Consider the following 16914-nt stretch of genomic DNA (forward strand, 5'->3'; position numbering starts at 1 on the left):
ATCTGACTGATCACACTGATCTTGCAACCCAGTGCCGCCCCACAAACATGCCCCGCTATTATGCCCCCGCTCGAAATCCGTGAAAATCCGCGCAATCCGTCTAATCCGTGTTCCCCCTCACGCCGCGCACGACAATAGTACACTGAAGCCGCTGATCTGACTGATCACACTGATCTTGCAACCCAGTGCCGCCCCACAAACATGCCCCGCTCTTATGCCCCCGCTCGAAATCCGCGAAAATCCGCGCAATCCGTCTAATCCGTGTTCTCCCTCACGCCGCGCACGGCAATAGTAAACTGAAGCCGCTGATCTGACTGAAACCACTGATCTCTGCAACCCAGTGCCGCCCCACAAACATGCCCCGCTCTTATGCCCCTGCTCGAAATCCGCGAAAATCCGCGAAATCAGTCTAATCTGTGTTCCCCCTCACGCCGCGCACGGCAATAGTACACTGAAACCACTAATCTTTGCAACCCAGTGCCGCCCCACAAACATGCCCCGCTCTTATGCCCCTGCTCGAAATCCGTGCAAATCTGCGCAATCAGTCTAATCCGTGTTCTCCCTCACGCCGCGCACGGCAATAGTAAACTGAAGCCGCTGATCTTTTCCACCAAGGCTTGCCTCGCTGAAGCGCCCCTGAAAAATCACCTAAACCCTATTCCCAATACCCAGTCTGCCCGATTTTTATATTTTTGTACTCAATTCCCGAAAAGCCACCAAGCTCAACTACATGTCTAACATCGCCATTTTTCCAGGTTCCTTCGACCCCATCACCATTGGTCATGTCGACCTGATCAAGCGCGCTCTGCCGCTTTACGATAAAATCATTGTTGCTATCGGCGTCAACAGCCAGAAGAAGTACCTTTTTTCCCTTGAGGAAAGGTTGGAGTGGCTCCGGGAGGTCTTCGCAGATGAGCCCAAGGTGGAAGTCGGGCATTTCTCCGGCCTCACGGCACACTATGCCCGTCAGATTGGTGCGCGATACCTGCTGCGCGGCTTGCGGAATGCCTCTGACTTTGATTATGAAAAGACGATTTCCCAACTGAATAACATCGTTGGGGAGGGGATAGAAACTATTTTTCTGATTAGTCAGCCGGCCTACTCCCACATTAGCTCCACAATCGTAAGGGAAATCATTATTGGCGGGGGAGATGCAACGCCCTTTGTGCCCGAGGCCCTGCGGGAGCGCTTTAAGTCTACTTAAGCTCTTTACGGGCGATGAGCGGGGTTTTGGGATTGACAATCATTTTCTCCTCGCGGGGTAAAAGCACTACATCCATATCCTCCAGAGGGATTTGGCCCAATAGGGGCTCATTGTCCCCAGGCAGCAAGACTGCTCTGGTGGTTGTAGCCCGGTTTTCAAATTGGATGTCAATGGGGCCTACGATTGGATACTTTTCCTGTTGTCCATTCGCCAATTCGAAGACTTGTTCATCAATAATCGGTAAGCCAAGCTGTTCTTTGATGGTTTCATTAATAGCGAGGTTATACGCGCCGCTATCTACCAGAATGCTAAGCTCAAGGCTTCTAATGGCCGCTTTATCCATCGCTTTGGCATCAGCCAGAACGACATCCCGGGTATTAATGAGCCTTATTGTTGCATAAATTTTTCCCATGCTACAAATTACAAAACACTGCCATCATAATCAATCCTCCCCGTCCACGTGCACGACCTGATCTTCTTCCAGCAGCGGCATAAGCTTGTAACGGAGGTAGAGCTGAGTGGTTGCCAGCACATCCTTCTCGCAGTAAAAGGAAATACGCCGCAGGTCCTTGTCTTCCCAGTATACCCGGCCTACCTGCGAGCCATCGATGTCATCTTTGGGCGATGGGAAGCCCAGCACAGCTGCCAGCAACTTCAGGGAGGTGAAGTTCTTACGGTCGCCGAAAGACCACATGTCCATCGTGTCGATGATGTGCTTGGTTTCCCAGGGTTTCTTGCCCGATAAGTCAAACGGAGCAGGCAGGGGCAAGCGGTTGATGATGAGGCGGCGGCAGATGTAGGGGATGTCAAACTCCTTTGCATTGTGCCCGCAGAAACCGAATTTATTGGAGTCGTTGTAGTACTTGAAGACCATCTGTGAGAAGCCCTGCAGGAGCTCGGCTTCATTTTCACTGGCAAAGGACTTGAGCCGGATTTTGAGTTTTTTTTCTGCTTTATCCCGGTGTACCACACCAACGGAGATACAAACGATTTTTCCGAACTCTGCAAAGATGCCAGCCTTTTCTGTATAAGATTCTGCTACCTCTTCTTCAGTTAGTGGTTCGGTCCGGCCACGCGCCAGCTGATTGGCTTTGATGGTCCAGAGTGCTTTGAGGTCGTCATTGAGCCCATCGAAATTAGGCTTTCCTGAAACGGTTTCGATATCCAGGAACAGAATGTTGGCTATATCAGGCATAGAAGATGCGATTTTTGACAAAAATAAAATAAATACAGCTACCAAATCCTATCGGGAGCGATATGGGGGCGTAAGTGTTTGGCGATTTGTAATAAAATTTCGATTTTAACGCCCGCTTCTGAATAAATATTCAGCAGCGTATTGTCTACAAAATTATGATACAAGGTGGAGTGGCCCAAAAGTGGGCGCCTGGCCTTTAAAACCAAAACTTATGCTTCGTTCAAAAATTGGGGGCATTGGTTCCTACGTGCCCGATAAAGTGGTAACCAATGACGATTTAACCAGAGTCATGGATACCAGTGATGAGTGGATTCAGGAGCGGACCGGCATTAAAGAGCGCCGGTATGGCACCAAACACGAAGAGACTACGACCACCATGGGGGCCCGCGCCGCTGAGATTGCCATCGAACGTGCCGGGATCAGTAAGGAAGATATAGATTTTATCATTTTCGCCACCCTCAGCCCGGACTACTATTTCCCTGGCTGTGGTGTTTTGCTGCAGCGCGAGTTGGGTATAACTAATACCGAGATTGGCGCGCTGGACATCCGGAATCAGTGCAGTGGGTTTGTGTATGGGCTGTCTGTAGCAGACCAGTTTGTGAAGACCGGCATGTACAAAAACGTACTGCTGGTAGGCGCAGAAATGCACTCTATGGGCCTGGATTTTAGCACAGAGGGCCGTGGTGTGACTGTCATTTTTGGCGATGGTGCCGGTGCGGTTGTGCTACAGCCCACTGAAGAAGAAGGTCAGGGCGTGCTCCAAACCTGCCTGCACTCGGATGGTACCTATGCAGAAAAACTGGCCTTTATCAACCCCGGCTCCCACGGTGGCTACCATAAAAAATATACCGGTGAGGAAGTCGATTATGGCTATTCGGATGCTGAATTTGGCGAGATTTTCCTGAATCAGCACATGCTCGACAACGATCAGATCTACCCGAATATGGAAGGGCAGTTCGTATTCAAAATGGCCGTGCAGAAATTCCCTCAGGTCATCATGGAGGCCCTGGAGAAAGCGGGCCTGAAGAAAGAAGACATCAATATGCTCGTGCCTCATCAGGCCAATCTGCGCATTAGCCAGTTCGTGCAAAAGCGCCTGGGGCTTAAGGATGAGCAGGTTTGGAATAACATTCAAAAATATGGCAACACCACTGCGGCATCTGTGCCCATCGCGCTTTGCGAAGCCTGGGAGTCCGGCGCAGTCAGGGATGGTGACCTGGTGTGCCTGGCTGCTTTTGGCAGTGGTTTCACCTGGGGCGCAGCTCTGATCAGATGGTAAGCTGAACCAAAGCGACAGGAATGCTAAACAGGAGGTTTCCTATCTGTTTCTGGGCATTCCCTGCCAAATTTTGTATGTTAGCTGTTCATCTTCTATTCACGGAAGTTGTATTAACTTTTTCATAGCACATTAATTTTGGTCCCCGTTCATTGCAGCGGGGATTTTTTTTGCCTGACAGACTTTAACGGATGGCTGCCTGGTGCAGGGTTATGTGGATTCGCTGGCCGGAAAAGACAATACGGTAAGCCCGAAAACAGTTTTATCTACGAAATCAACCAATGAGGAAAATGAAGGAAAAGGTGTTATTTTTTTGTTTGGGCTTTTTACTGGCCGGCGCATCTGTACTGCATGCACAGGAGGAACCGGTGGCTACGGAAGCTGAGTATGACAAAGCTTATGAGCGGCGCATTAAGCAGGAATACCTGTATGGGGTATACATCCCCAAGGACCTGAGCGACGCTATTGTTCAACTGAATAAACTTGCAGACCGGGAGTCGCTCCAGAAGTTTCGTATGGCGGAGGAGGAGGAAGCCGTTCGCAAGTTACACTTTAGCCTCGGGCGGTGGATTATTCATAACTGGGGCTTTTACGGGGGGTCTCGTCTTTCGGTGGCCCTCAAAGACATGGGCGTGCACCATCCTGATGACATGGCGCGGCTCATCATCCGGTCCATGCACCGAAGCTTGAATAAAAAACCAATAGAAGTAAAAGAACAGGTTATTGCGCTGCAGGAAGCCCGGGAAGCAGAACGGAAAAAGCGAATGGAATCTGCAGAAATCCTCTACGAAGGAAAACGGCAGTTGAACCGGGATTCAGTGGAGCTTCGTAAACAACGATAGTCTTAGCCCTTATTTGAGAAAGGCCCGGATGTGCGCCACTACCTCATCGGCACATTCCCATTGAATGAAGTGCCCGCACTTAGACACAAAGAAAAGCCTGGCGTTAGGGAGTTGGGCTGCTCCCTCCCGGGCTACCTTCTCTGTGGTCAGGCCAGGGTTGATCATTTTGTTGGGGATAAGGGCATCCTCTTTTCCGTACAAGACTAAGGTGGGGAGTTGCAAGTCCGGGAGGCGGTCGAAAACCGGGTGGTCAAGCATGCCGAGGACGCATCTGGGGATCATGTTGCAGTACTGTACGTAAGCTTCCGTATCTGCTCTTAATGCCATGCGTTCATCGATCATGAACTGCGCATCAGCAGGGAACTGATGGAAATTGGCGTGGAAGTTGCGCTCAATCTGATGGACAGGCGTAGCGCGCAATAACGCTGGTTTGTAAAAGGTCCGCAACCACTCCCGTGCAGCCGAGTTGAAACGCTCAAACCCGGCCGGGGCCAGCAGGATGAGCTTTGCAAAATGTTCCTGTGCCTGGAGTGCCGTAAAAATACTGGTCTGCCCGCCCATGGAATGACCGATGAGGACCGGCTGCCGGAGCTTCAGCGCCTCCTTAAATTGTAAAAGGGTTTCGGCAAAAAATGGAATATCAAAAGAATAGTCGCCTTTGTCAGACAGCCCGTACCCCGGCAAATCCAGCGCAACGCACCGATAATCGGACGACAGCTGTGGAATGACCTTGTCCCAGGCCTTCAGGTTACTGCCCAGCCCATGCACCATCAGCAGTGTGGTACGCCCTTTGCCACGGTCCGTGTAATGAACCTTTGTGCCATTGGGCAAATCTATAAAGCGGTGCCATTCTGAAGCTTGTGCCAAAGCCATTGCTGATGAGGTTGCTGATGAATCAGGGGGAGGCGAAGCTACACTTTGTTGCGGACTTTTCGGGCGTGCTGCTGCTTTTTTACCTTCCTTTGGCCGCAGCCAGAGGTACACTAATCCGCCAACAAGCAGTGAAGCCAGTATAGCAAAGGTCACGGCTACGGCCGGATTGCGGACCTCGGCCTGCATATACCAGCCAATGCGCCCGTAGTAGACGCCAAAGTGGACCAGAACCGCAGTCAGGCTTGCCGCTATCGGTGCCTGACGGGGGACTTCCTTCAGGAAAATGCCCATCAATACAGGTACAAAGGCTGCAGAGAAATAAGCATAGACTCCATTCTGAGCAAAAATGCCCACGCTCAGGCTGGGATGAATCAGCTGCTCGTAGGAAAGAGCTATGGAAATGACTGCGAGTATGACAATAACTATTTTATTAATAGCAACAAGCCGCTTTGCTTTGGTATGGCCTGCCCCCAGCTTGTGGCCGAGCACCGGGTCGATAATGTCTGATGTTATGGTTGAAGATAAGGACTGAATAAGGCCTTCCAGGGTTGAGAGGCCGGCAGAAATCAGACCGAGGATGACGACCAGCCCCACCATTACCGGGAACTCCGTAACCACATAGGTCGGGATGATGCCATCCATGCTAATGGGGGCGCCATCTGCAGTAAGGTCCGGAAACCGAAGGCGGGCATAAAGCCCGGCCAACACAACGGAAAAGAATAAGGTTTCTACCAGGATGCCTGTGAGCAGGTACCGGTTGACGTCCCGCTCGTCTTTGAGCAGTAGTGATTTGGTGATTATATGAGGCTGGCATACGATGGCAATACCAACAATCAGGGAGCAAAAAACAATCTCAAAGTAGTCCCGGAACAGAAAACTCTCTGGGTTAACGGGTGATGCCAGCAGAGGGTCAACGGCAGCCAACTTATCCAGGAACCCTTTGACCCCATCGCTGAAGTGCTCATACCCGGACCCCAGCAGAATAAAAGCAACGATCGTCATCAGTACTGCCTGTATGGTATTGGTGTAGACCATAGAGTTGGCCCCGCCAAACATCATGTAACCAAAGACAAACACGATCAGCCCGATGAGGACGTATAGCTCTTCTGCATTCAGGGCTTTGGCCAGAACTTTAGTCAGGCCAACACAAATCAACACTATAAAGGTGATGAGCAGGAGCGACAGGAACCCGAAAAACAGGGCATATTGCTTACTGCCATAGCGTTTGCCGATCCACTGCGCCATAGTGAGCGCTTTTACCGTAGCGCCATGCTTGCGGAAGCTTTTAGTCAGTACAATGAGCGAGAGGTAAATGCCAAGTGGCATCACCAACCCAAATGCCAGCAGCCCACTGATGCCATACAGCGCAATAAAGCCGGGGTTGATAATAAAGGTAGCAGCGCTTGTCATTGAAGCAGCGAGAGACAACCCGACGACCACAGGGGAAAACTGAATTGAGCCAAGGGCATAGTCTGCTATGGAGGTCGTCCGCATTGCGCCGCGGATGACAAAGAATAGAATAGCTGCGCCGTAGAGGGCGAGCAGGCCTGCAGTGGCCCATACCAGTTCCTGTGAAGCCATTTATTGAGTGCTAATTTTCTTTGATGAAAATAGAAGAAAACCAATGAAAAGCAGGTCAGTTGATGAATTTATAAATAAAAATACGGGGTGGACTTAAGTACTTTTATTTAAAAATTTGAGTGGTATTACCGTGGATGAGCACTGAGAAAGCTAGTGCATGCAATGGTCTTGTACGAGGATTCTTTTGCAGGCTGGCAGGGGTTGACCCATTGCCGGGGTGATGAAAATCAGCAGCAAACAACTTTTAAAAAGATATAGATATCTATATATTTGTATTTGAAAGTAAAAGTGTAAACCAATACACCAAAAATCTCAGGTATCATGACAACAGACAAAAAGAATATTGCATTGGTAACCGGAGCCACAGGCGGGCTGGGAACCGATATGGTCAAGCAATTAATGGACGATGGCTACGTTGTGGCAGCTAACTACCGAAGCCCTAATAAAGCAGAAGTATGGAAGGCAGAAATGGAAGCGGCAGGCTATGCGCCCCAACTATTTCAGGCGGATGTCTCTGATTTTGCTCAGGTTGGCAATATGATAGAGCAAATTGAGGCAGAACTGGGCACCGTTGACATTCTGGTCAATAATGCGGGTATTACCCGGGACGGGGCATTTAAGAAAATGAGCCCTGAAAACTGGGATGCGGTTATGAGAGCCAATTTGTACAGTGTCTTCAACTGCTGTCGGCACGTCATTAACCCAATGATTGAGCAGGGCTATGGGCGGATTATCAATATTTCATCTGTTAACGGGCAACGTGCTCAGTTTGGGCAGTGCAACTACGCTGCAGCGAAGGCGGGCATGCATGGTTTTACGAAAACACTGGCTATTGAGGTGGCCCGAAAAGGAGTAACGGTAAATACCATTTCTCCGGGTTATATTGCCACAGATATGGTCATGGCAGTAGATGAGTCCGTACGGGAAAAGATTGTCAAAGGCATCCCCATCGGCCGGCTCGGTGGCACTTATGAAATTGCCCACCTTGTTTCTTTTCTGGCTTCAAAGGATGCGGCCTTTATTACCGGGGCCAATTACGCAATCAACGGTGGCCAGCATGTGTACTGATTAGAAAGAGTTAATCCCCTTTACCTGTTTTGGAATCTGACAATATCAAACGGTCCTCTCTGCACATTGGTGCAGGGTTTGAAGGCCTTAGAGATGCTAACATATTATCTCTTAGAGCGTGTTGGGATTTTGGTCTTCTAGTCGAAAACTAGCAATTTTTTGATTAGACGAGACCCGAAAACCGGAGTTTAGCCAAAGCTAAATGAGGATTTTCGGGGCGAAGTATAAGCGAAAAAGTGTCCCGGTGCACCGGGACAGACCGATTACTAAAGTCCCAACACGCTCTTAATGTCAATCAAGCCAGTGATTGGCGGTACGCTGAACACTGGCTTTTTTTAAGCACTGCTACGCGAATTTTCTGCACCGGATACGGACCACAAACCCCCGGTCCGACTCTGCCAGCCGTAAAGATGCGCCTATACGCTCAGCCCGCATTCGGATGTTAGACAACCCCTGGCCGGTTTTTGTGGAAGAGAGGCGCTCTTGTATCAGTGTATTTACCGCTTCCCGCCCGCTCATAGCAGCCTGTCTGGTATTTTCTGGAGCGGTGCGCTGCTTCCGGATTTCCTTTCCATTGTCTTCTATGTGCATCACAAACTCCTGTCCTTCGTTATGGAGATGAATTTGCACTTCTGTAGCCCAGGAATGCTTGCCAATATTATTGATGGCTTCCTTGAAGATAAAGTAAAGGTTTTGCCTAAGGTCCACTTTGAGCCTGTTGTTGGTATCTAGATGATCAACTTTAAACCGGTAATCAATATGTTGTGGCGCCAGGATCTCTGCGGCATGTTCCTTCATTCTGATCAAGAGGTCTTCAAATTTGTCTCTCCGGGAGTCAATAGACCAGATGACATCACTCATTTTAGACATGGCGGTACGGCTGACTTCACCTATCCATTTAAGATCTTTTTGGTTTTCGGCGTCTTGGGTTTTGAATTGAAGAATGTCTGTCCGCATAGCGATGCTGGCGAGCAGTCCGCTGACTTCATCGTGCAGATCGCTGGAGAGCTTAGTCCGCATGCGCTCCATCTCCAGGCGGCGGTTCAGCCGGTACTGAAACAAGGAATACAGAACAAGGAAGAACACCAGTGCCCCGGATAATATAAAAGCATAAGTCTTATACCAGGGCGGATTGACATGTATGGGGATTGTCAGTGCTTCACTGCTCCAGTTACCGTTTGCATCAGCCCCTTTGATGTGCAACAGGTAATCACCAGCGGGCAAGTTGTAATAATTGCTGGTGTTGTCTCTGCCCTGGTAAATATAGCCTTTGTCAATACCCTCCAGCCAGGTTTTAAACTGATTTCGGCGCGGAGTGGTATAATTGGGCAATGTGTACTGAAAGGTGAATTGGGTATCGTCGGGGCCAATAATAAACGTATGGTCCGTATTTAGGTTGCTGATCCTTCTGATCATACTGTCCTGATCGTTGCTGTAACGGGAGAAGAAAGTGAGGACAGGTGCCGGGGTCCTGACTTCCCTGACCAGGTCTTCTGTTCGGAAGATATTCATGCCATTGACGCCGCCCAGGTAAATGTTGCCGAGAAGATCCGTATAGAAAGAATGCCGGTTGAATTCGTCATGGCTCAATCCATCTTCCTTGTAGAAATTCCGGAAAGTCTGCTGGTCAGGGTCGAAGAAGGATAAGCCGTTGTAGGTGCTGATCCAGTATTTTCCCTCCGGAGTGGGTACGAAGCCACAGACGATATTGCTGGCCAGGGCATCCTGTTGGTTATAATGCTTCCAATTGTTGTTCTGGGGGTCAAAAATATTGAATCCATTGGTTGTTCCCAGCCACAACCGGTGCTGCTCATCTTCGTGTATGGCGTAGATGATATTGCTCCCTAGTTGGTTGTCATTGCCCTTGCCAACCTGATAGGACCGTGTTTGACGGGTATTCGGATTGATGGAGTAAAGCCCGTTTTCAGTACCGATCCAAAGGATGCTATCGTGGGCTTCCAGAATGTAGCGGGGGGTAGCTTCACTTAGTGGGTTGTTGCTTTCCCAGTCGTAGTATTCTTCGAACCGCTCGGCTATGGGGTCGAAAGACACGAGCAGCCCGCTGGGGGTGTCTGGTTCGGCGATCAGCCAGATGGTCCCGTTCCGGGCGATGGTAAAGGCGGTGAATTTATGGTCAAACAGGTAAGTACGTACCATACAGGTAGTACGATCATACCGCAGTAACCGCCCGTTACGCCCATTGATGCAGGAAAGCCCCCAAATGTAACCATCGGTGCCGATCTCGATGTTCCTGCCGCAAGATAAGGTCACCTGTTCTCCGGTTTGCTCGTCAATCATTTGCAAGGTGTCAAGTTCGAACGTCTGGGGATTGAAACGGTACCAGGCATCCACTTCCCGGGCGAAGTATACCTCATCGGTCCCGTTGCCGGTAACCCCTCTCATGATAGCTCCTCTTTGGTCAGAACCCAGCTGGTCTGCCAGTAGCTTCCGGATTTTGAACTGCTGGTTTTGAACGATCTTCAAGCCGGTGTCAATGCCCAGGATAAGGTTTTCGAAAAAGTCCTGGCTGGCAGCGCTGACAATATATTTACTCGTGCTCAGTAAATGGTCAAAATCAAACTGCTTACCATCAGGGCGGATGCAGGTGAGGTCTTCCAGCGGGAAACCACTACTGGTATTTGCGGAATTGGCCAGGAGTAAATTTCCGGTTAAGTCTTCCCAAATCCGGGTGTAGCGCTTCCCGGTGGGGAGCTGTTCGGCATACTCCAGCCTTCGCTCACCGGGTAAATAATGATACATTCCACGTTGCCCCCTCAGCGAATACCAGACTTTACCGTTGATATCCTGATGAAAAACAGCAGTAAGACCAGGATAAGAGCCTCCTTTTCCCGGTGCTTCAGGACCTTCTTTTTGGATGTGCTTGAGCAACTGGCCGTTAGCATTGAAATGGCGTAGCCCGTTATGGCTGTCATTTAGCAAAAAACTGCCGTCCCGGAGGGGTAGCAGCGATAAGTGAGGGATATATTCTCCCTGCCTGATGGGAATTTGGAACAATTCGGTGAATTCCTGTACACCCTTGTAGGCATAAACGCTGAAGTGGGTATTGCTTAGTGAGATCGCGTAGATATTTCCGGAGGGGTCAACCGCGATATCCCGCGGCGTTCCCTGAATACCATTGTCCGGCAGCAAACGAACCGTGGTCCGTTCGTGTGTAGCGGGATGAAGAAGGTCAAAAAGTGCATAGCTGCTGTAGAAAGTGATCACAAGCCGCCCTTCCCGGTCCATAGACAGCCCTCGTATGTTGGCGTCTGATATTTTGTAAGGGCTGGAGGGTGTATTGCTAAAGGTGACAAAGTCGTAGCCATCAAATCGGTTCAGTCCGTTACTGGTGCCAATCCATATCAGGCCATTAGGTGACTTAACGATATCAGAGATCATTCGGTCCGAAAGCCCGTCATTCAGGGAGTAATGCTCCTCAGGCAAGGTAGGCTGCGCATAGGAACGGCTACCTTGCCTGAAGAGCAAAAAGCCCAACAATAAGATCGTGCATAAAGGTTTAAACCTGATTACAAGAAGCATTAAGCAAGACGTAGTTTATAATGTACTACACAATTCGTTAAATATAGTCAATAATATTGAATCGGAAGGCCTGCCTGTTGCAGGTTATCCTGAAGGCCTTAAATTTCACCATTCATGCGCTTCCTGATGACCTCCGCTTTACTGTTTACATGTAGGCGTTTGTAAATCTTTTTGATGTGGTCTCTTACGGTTTCAACCGAAATGCCAAGCTCCGCCCCGACCATTTTATAGCTCAGGCCACTTACCAGCCCATCTACGATTTGTAGCTGCCGGCCGGTAAGTACCGGGGTTGTATTACTGTTGGTACGGCTTTGTGCAGCGAAATGGTCGATCACTTTACGGGCAATTGACGGAGACATAAAAGCCCCGCCATTGGCAACAGTTTGTATGGCATCCCGGATCGTAGTTAGAGACTCCCGCTTGATCAGGTAGGAATCTGCACCGGACTGCAGGGCCCGGAAAATTTTATCAGGATCTTCGAAAGAAGACCACATGATAATATCTACTGAAGTGTAACGCTCCTTGAGCAGGGTGATGCCTTCCAGTCCTGACATTCCACCAGGGAGGCTGATATCCAGCAGAAGAATATCGAGGGGCGTTGCGGCTGCTACGGCTTCTACAAAAGATTCAACAGAACTGGCACTGCCCTGAAGCTTAAATCCGGGAAGGTTGGAAAAAAACTGGTCAATATTTTTTCTAAGGACTGGCTCGTCCTCAATAATCCCCAGGTTGATGTTTTTCATACCATTTGCTTTAATTGGGTTTTGGCTCCCGGGACTGCAGGCTTGCCAAAGATAAGTATTATCTACTTATAACCTTATGAAATCTGAACATACACAAAGCGAAAAACAGATACAGCCTCCCGCTCTGGCAAGGCTCCGAAGTGGAAACCTGGTATTAACTTTCACTCATGTGAAGCAGTGCACAGAATTATTCAGCCGTTACCCCCAACTTGCATGGAAAACGCCTGAACCTCATCGGACTAACACTTTTTTACTCAAAACTTAACAGAATGGACTTACGGCGTACAATTTTCCTATTTGCTTTTTTTATGGCTGCACTGGGCGTGAATGCACAAAAAGATATCGCGGTGCAGTACAACACCTGGTACATGTATTTTGGGAACCACCGCCTCTCGGATCAGTTCGGGCTGCACACGGAATATCAATGGCGGCGACACGAATGGGTGGACACCTGGCAGCAGTCTCTGATGCGGGTAGGGCTTGATTATTACGTGACGGAAAACAGCATGCTTACCGCGGGTTATGGCTGGATAGAGAGCTTCCCTTATGGGGAGCAGCCTATCGCTGCTACTTTTACGGAGCACCGCATCTGGCAACAGTGGGTGATCAACCAAAGGGTAGGGCGGTTCTATGTAAATCACCGCTATCGCCTGGAGCAGCGTTTTCTGGAGCAGCCTGGAACGGATGATTACGTGTTCCGGCAGAGGGCCCGGTACCGGCTGATGGCCATATTGCCACTTGGGCAGCGGGAATTGAAAGACCACTCCTTTTTTCTATCTGCCTATGCAGAGCCATTTATCAGTTTTGGCAAAGGCGTAGATGCCAATATTCTTGGTCAAAACCGGCTGTATCTCGCTTTGGGCTACCGGATTAGCCCCCAGGTCAATTTTCAGTTGGGTTATCTAAACCAGTATATTGTGAAAGCCGATGGGCAACGTCATGAACGAAACCATGACTTGCAGGTGGGGCTGACTTACAATCTTGACCTGCGCAGATAAGTGGTGCTAAAATTTATATTTAATCTGAGCGCCTACAGACGTCCGGGTCTGTCCGTCAATCTGCTCATTGCCTGAACCAAAGGTATCCTGGTTTTTCCAGAAGGTCTGTGCAATCCGCCCCTCAATGGTCAGATTGCGAATGCCCCGGTACCTTAGGTTGAAGTAAAAACGGCTGCCCCGGTTGTAATAAGCCGGGATGGAAAAAGTATAGAGAAGATTATTCTCAAAAGAGTAAAAGCGGGACTGAAATCCATCTGTGTCAAAAAGTGCATAGCGGGTGGTGAAGGAAAAGGGGAACGCTGTGGGGCGGTAGAGTACATCCTGGTAAATCGCGAAGCCGCTTTGCCGGTTGTTGATTTCATTATCAGTGTAGCCGACATCAATACGGCTGCGGAGTTCCAGCTCCTTCGTTACTTTTTTAGCTACATGTAAGCGCGCCTGGAAGATATGGCGGTCAAGGGTGAAGTCGTTTTTGCCTTCGATTTTGCTGATGTTCTGCGCTTTATGTTCTTCCCGGATTTCGACATAGACCTCCAGGTCTCGTTTTAGATAATAGGTGAGCCTGCCGCGGTACTCGTATCCGGTAGAAGGCGCATCTACGGTAAACCGGAGCCAGGGATGGCGCCAGGTATCGAAGTAGGCGCTCAGCCGCCAGTTTTTGTGGGGGCGGACCTCCATGCCTAAATACACACCGGTTTCGTTTTGGGCGCCGAAGGTTTCGCCGAAGGCGTTAGCGTTGAGCGCTTGATAATGGCGAGGGTAATGCCGGACCAGCAGGGCGAGGTCGACATTCCGGTCAAGCCCCATGAGTAGGCCATTTACTGTGGCTATGGCACCGTTGGCTGAGCGGGCGGTTTCTCCAAAAAAGTTGAAATTCTGAACAATAAAGCTGTAGTCAAGGCTGATGTTGTAAAGGTTGTTCCCGGTGAAGTCGAACTGATTATTTGGAGTTGGGCGAAATTGGGTCAGATCAGCATCCAGCTCTTCGTAAAGGGCATTTGCTGCAATATGCCCGTAGCGGTTGTTCCATTTCACCTGCCCGCCAATAGTGGTTTGGGCAATAGCGCCTTCGTCTGCGATTTCATTGGGGGTCCGGTGCAGCCCATCGAGGTCCAGAGAGCTGGCTTGCCGGACCTGATCCTCGAGGTCGGTGGTATCTGATTCCAGGAGGTTGGCGCTCCGGCGGCGGTGGGAGCCCAGGGCGGTAACCTCAATGTGATCGCCGAAAGCCAGCGTGACTGCTGCACCCCGCTGGAAGTTGGACTCGTTTACGGAAGTGTATGGCCGAAGGGTTCGTGATGTCCGCTTGATATTCATCACCAGGGAGCTCTTGCCATAGCCGAAACCGCTGTACAGGACCAGCCCCTGCCCAAAGCTGACGGCATAGTCTCCCAGGGCGATAGCCTTGATACGTTTGCTGTAATCTCGGAGAAAAACATGGGCCGAGTAGAAGTCAAAACCATAGGGGTTACTGCCCTTGAAAAATTCTTCGCCCCGGTCTTTTTCTGCCGTAAAACCATAGCTCAGCCGATTGCTGTAGGCATGCTTGTAGCGCATGTAGAACTGATTGGGATCGCCCAGGTATCGCGAGCCGGTCTCGTCTTGTCCAAGTGGCGTATATCCACGCTGATCTTCAAGGATGCGGAACCAGCGCAGGTAGAGTTCATTGCGCCCCTCGCGCATCATTTGCCCTATTGGTGTCTGGTAGTCATCAAGGTCACCACTAACCCGCACAAAGGGTAACAGGCGGCGTACGGTCTGCAGGTCGAGGCTGGGCACAGCCTGCAATTCATAAATAGAGATAAAATCTCCGGCGGTTTGACGGTATTTGAGGATTTCGAGGATCTGGATATCCGACAGCAAATTCAGATCCTGTAGTTGCCCTTCAGTAATGGTGTTCAGGTTGATGGGGTTCTCGCGGTAAAACTCAAGTTCTTCAAAAATGGTATTGAAGTCGAAAGTGCCTTCGCTTTCTGTATTCTGAAGGAAGTCCTCGATCACCTGCTGGTCGGGGTCAGTAGGTTGTACAAGGGAATCGACTTGCGCACCGGCAATAAAATAAAAGGCATTAAGCAGTAGTAGCAGTAGGGGTGAACGCATGTTGTGCTTGGTTGTGGCCTAAAGATATGGATTTCAGCTTGGTTACCAGGCGGGTCGGCCCCTTCAATTTAGAAAGTGGAGGCTACCGGACGTTTGTTTGCCTGGTATGCCGTCTGAAGGAGTTGAAAGGTGGAGCGTGGCAGCGCTTGCCTTCTGCTTAAAGCGTACAACTAAAAATCCTTAAAAAGCGTTAGGGAAAGAGCAAACCACCCGGAAACATAATGATAAAAACAACGATGGAGCGCCTCACTTCCCGATGCCCGATCTACGATACCGTCCAACAACTATTGCAGTCGGAGTGCGGTAGCCGTTTGGCTGAAGAATACACTGGTATAAGAGAACAAGCCGTGGTATTGGACATCGGTGCATATCAGGCCCGTCTCTATCGGTCTGCCCTTGATTTGCCTGCAGAATGGGATCAACTGGCAGGTGGAGGCCGGGTATTTCTGAGCCGGAATTATCTTCTTGCCTGGGAGGAGACGCTTCCTGAGGGAATGGAAATAGCCTATGTCGTACTGGAGCGTATGGGAATAGCTGCAGGTATCATGTCGCTTCAGATCATTGATTTTCGGATTGGTGATGCGCTGCCACGCTGGGCATGGATGAATATAGGCGTACGCGTGCTGGTTTGCGGAGCGGCACAGGTTTCAGGCCCCTTTGGATTTGCGTTTTCGCCGGAAGTTGAGGCAGGTGAACAGTCGCATTTGGTCCAGCTTTTGCTGGAGCGTTTGCGAAAGCGGTTAAATGCCCGGGCCATACTGGTCAAGGACCTGCCGGCATCAGCCTGTCCGCTGGTGCAGGACGGGCTTCAAAATAAGGGCTACATACCTTTCAATTTTGAGCCTAATATGATCCTGGAAGTTGATCCGGGCTGGCATACTCTTGAGGATTTCCTGGAAGCAATGACCAGCAAATACCGGGTGCGGGCGCGGCGGGCTTTCCGCAAGGGGGATAGCCTGGGCTGCCGTTCGCTGACTCTGGCAGACCTGGATCGTTATAAGGTGCGTATGCACGAGCTTTACAGCGCTGTTGCCGATCGGGCTGATTTCAGTCTGATACGTCTGCAGCCAGGTTATTTCTCAAGGCTCAAAAGAGCATTTGGAGCGTCCTTCAAAGTCATTGGCTATTTTGATGAGGAAGAACTGGTGGGGTTCTGTTCAGTGCTGCGCAGTGGGGTAGCTGCGGAGGTCCACTTTCTGGGCTTTGACGAAGCTTATAATGAATCTGCGCAGTTGTACCTCAATATGCTGTTGGCTTGTATTCGGACTGGTATTGAGGATTTTGGCAGCCGGCAGATTATTCTCGGCCGTACCGCCACAGTAATCAAGAGTTCGGTAGGTGGTTACCCGCAGCCCCAACAGGTTTGGCTAAAGCACGGCAGCCCAATTGTGCAGGCATTACTACCGCGTATTGTAGGGTTTCTCCAACCACCAATGGAAAAAACAGAAGGGATCCGGCATCCCTTTGGAACAGAATAATGGCTAAAGGATAAGA

Annotated in this window: 12 protein-coding genes; 6 read left to right on the forward strand and 6 right to left on the reverse strand. The window is 50.0% G+C overall.

Annotated elements, in window-relative coordinates; translation table 11 throughout:
* The first annotated feature begins 730 nt into the window (after nucleotides 1-730).
* On the forward strand, nucleotides 731-1204 hold the full coding sequence (coaD, locus tag IX84_RS20110; RefSeq protein ID WP_044224950.1) for a pantetheine-phosphate adenylyltransferase: 474 nt from the start codon (nucleotides 731-733) through the stop codon (nucleotides 1202-1204).
* Here coaD and IX84_RS20115 read toward each other — a convergent pair.
* Both IX84_RS20115 and IX84_RS20120 read right to left on the reverse strand, forming a co-directional pair.
* Nucleotides 1197-1616 (reverse strand): aspartyl protease family protein, encoded by a 420-nt coding sequence (locus tag IX84_RS20115; RefSeq protein WP_044224953.1) that lies wholly within the window; start codon nucleotides 1614-1616, stop codon nucleotides 1197-1199. The two genes, coaD and IX84_RS20115, sit on opposite strands and share 8 nt — an antisense overlap.
* 30 nt (nucleotides 1617-1646) lie before the next feature.
* Entirely contained in the window at nucleotides 1647-2399 is a 753-nt protein-coding gene (locus IX84_RS20120) for a 3'-5' exonuclease (protein WP_044224956.1), read from the reverse strand.
* Nucleotides 2400-2610: 211 nt separating this feature from the next.
* Between IX84_RS20120 and IX84_RS20125 the strand changes: the two genes are divergently transcribed.
* Both IX84_RS20125 and IX84_RS20130 read left to right on the forward strand, forming a co-directional pair.
* On the forward strand, nucleotides 2611-3678 hold the full coding sequence (locus IX84_RS20125; RefSeq protein WP_044224958.1) for a 3-oxoacyl-ACP synthase III family protein: 1068 nt from the start codon (nucleotides 2611-2613) through the stop codon (nucleotides 3676-3678).
* Between the two features lie 278 nt (nucleotides 3679-3956).
* Entirely contained in the window at nucleotides 3957-4517 is a 561-nt protein-coding gene (locus tag IX84_RS20130) for a DUF6794 domain-containing protein (protein ID WP_160213846.1), read from the forward strand.
* Nucleotides 4518-4526: 9 nt separating this feature from the next.
* Here the strand turns inward: IX84_RS20130 and IX84_RS31910 are convergent, their stop codons facing one another.
* Nucleotides 4527-6971, reverse strand: coding sequence for a sodium:solute symporter family transporter (locus IX84_RS31910; RefSeq protein ID WP_063978293.1), 2445 nt, complete (start codon nucleotides 6969-6971; stop codon nucleotides 4527-4529).
* 321 nt (nucleotides 6972-7292) lie between these two features.
* Between IX84_RS31910 and phbB the strand changes: the two genes are divergently transcribed.
* Nucleotides 7293-8039, forward strand: coding sequence for an acetoacetyl-CoA reductase (gene phbB / locus IX84_RS20140; protein ID WP_044224984.1), 747 nt, complete (start codon nucleotides 7293-7295; stop codon nucleotides 8037-8039).
* A gap of 345 nt (nucleotides 8040-8384) precedes the next feature.
* Here the strand turns inward: phbB and IX84_RS20145 are convergent, their stop codons facing one another.
* Both IX84_RS20145 and IX84_RS20150 read right to left on the reverse strand, forming a co-directional pair.
* Entirely contained in the window at nucleotides 8385-11579 is a 3195-nt protein-coding gene (locus IX84_RS20145; protein WP_081968861.1) for a ligand-binding sensor domain-containing protein, read from the reverse strand.
* A gap of 98 nt (nucleotides 11580-11677) precedes the next feature.
* Nucleotides 11678-12322: a response regulator gene (locus tag IX84_RS20150; RefSeq protein WP_044224988.1), complete on the reverse strand. Its 645-nt coding sequence runs from the start codon at nucleotides 12320-12322 to the stop codon at nucleotides 11678-11680.
* Nucleotides 12323-12591: 269 nt separating this feature from the next.
* Here IX84_RS20150 and IX84_RS20155 point away from each other — a divergent pair, with 269 nt between their 5' ends.
* On the forward strand, nucleotides 12592-13320 hold the full coding sequence (locus IX84_RS20155) for a DUF2490 domain-containing protein (RefSeq protein WP_052516238.1): 729 nt from the start codon (nucleotides 12592-12594) through the stop codon (nucleotides 13318-13320).
* 6 nt (nucleotides 13321-13326) lie between these two features.
* Here the strand turns inward: IX84_RS20155 and IX84_RS20160 are convergent, their stop codons facing one another.
* Complete coding sequence (locus IX84_RS20160) at nucleotides 13327-15420, reverse strand: ComEA family DNA-binding protein (protein ID WP_044224990.1); 2094 nt, start codon at nucleotides 15418-15420, stop codon at nucleotides 13327-13329.
* 221 nt (nucleotides 15421-15641) lie between these two features.
* Between IX84_RS20160 and IX84_RS20165 the strand changes: the two genes are divergently transcribed.
* Nucleotides 15642-16898, forward strand: a complete 1257-nt coding sequence (locus IX84_RS20165; protein WP_081968862.1) for a GNAT family N-acetyltransferase — start codon at nucleotides 15642-15644, stop codon at nucleotides 16896-16898.
* Nucleotides 16899-16914 lie beyond the last annotated feature (16 nt).

It is taken from the genome of Phaeodactylibacter xiamenensis, assembly GCF_000759025.1.
GTDB lineage: Bacteria > Bacteroidota > Bacteroidia > Chitinophagales > Saprospiraceae > Phaeodactylibacter > Phaeodactylibacter xiamenensis.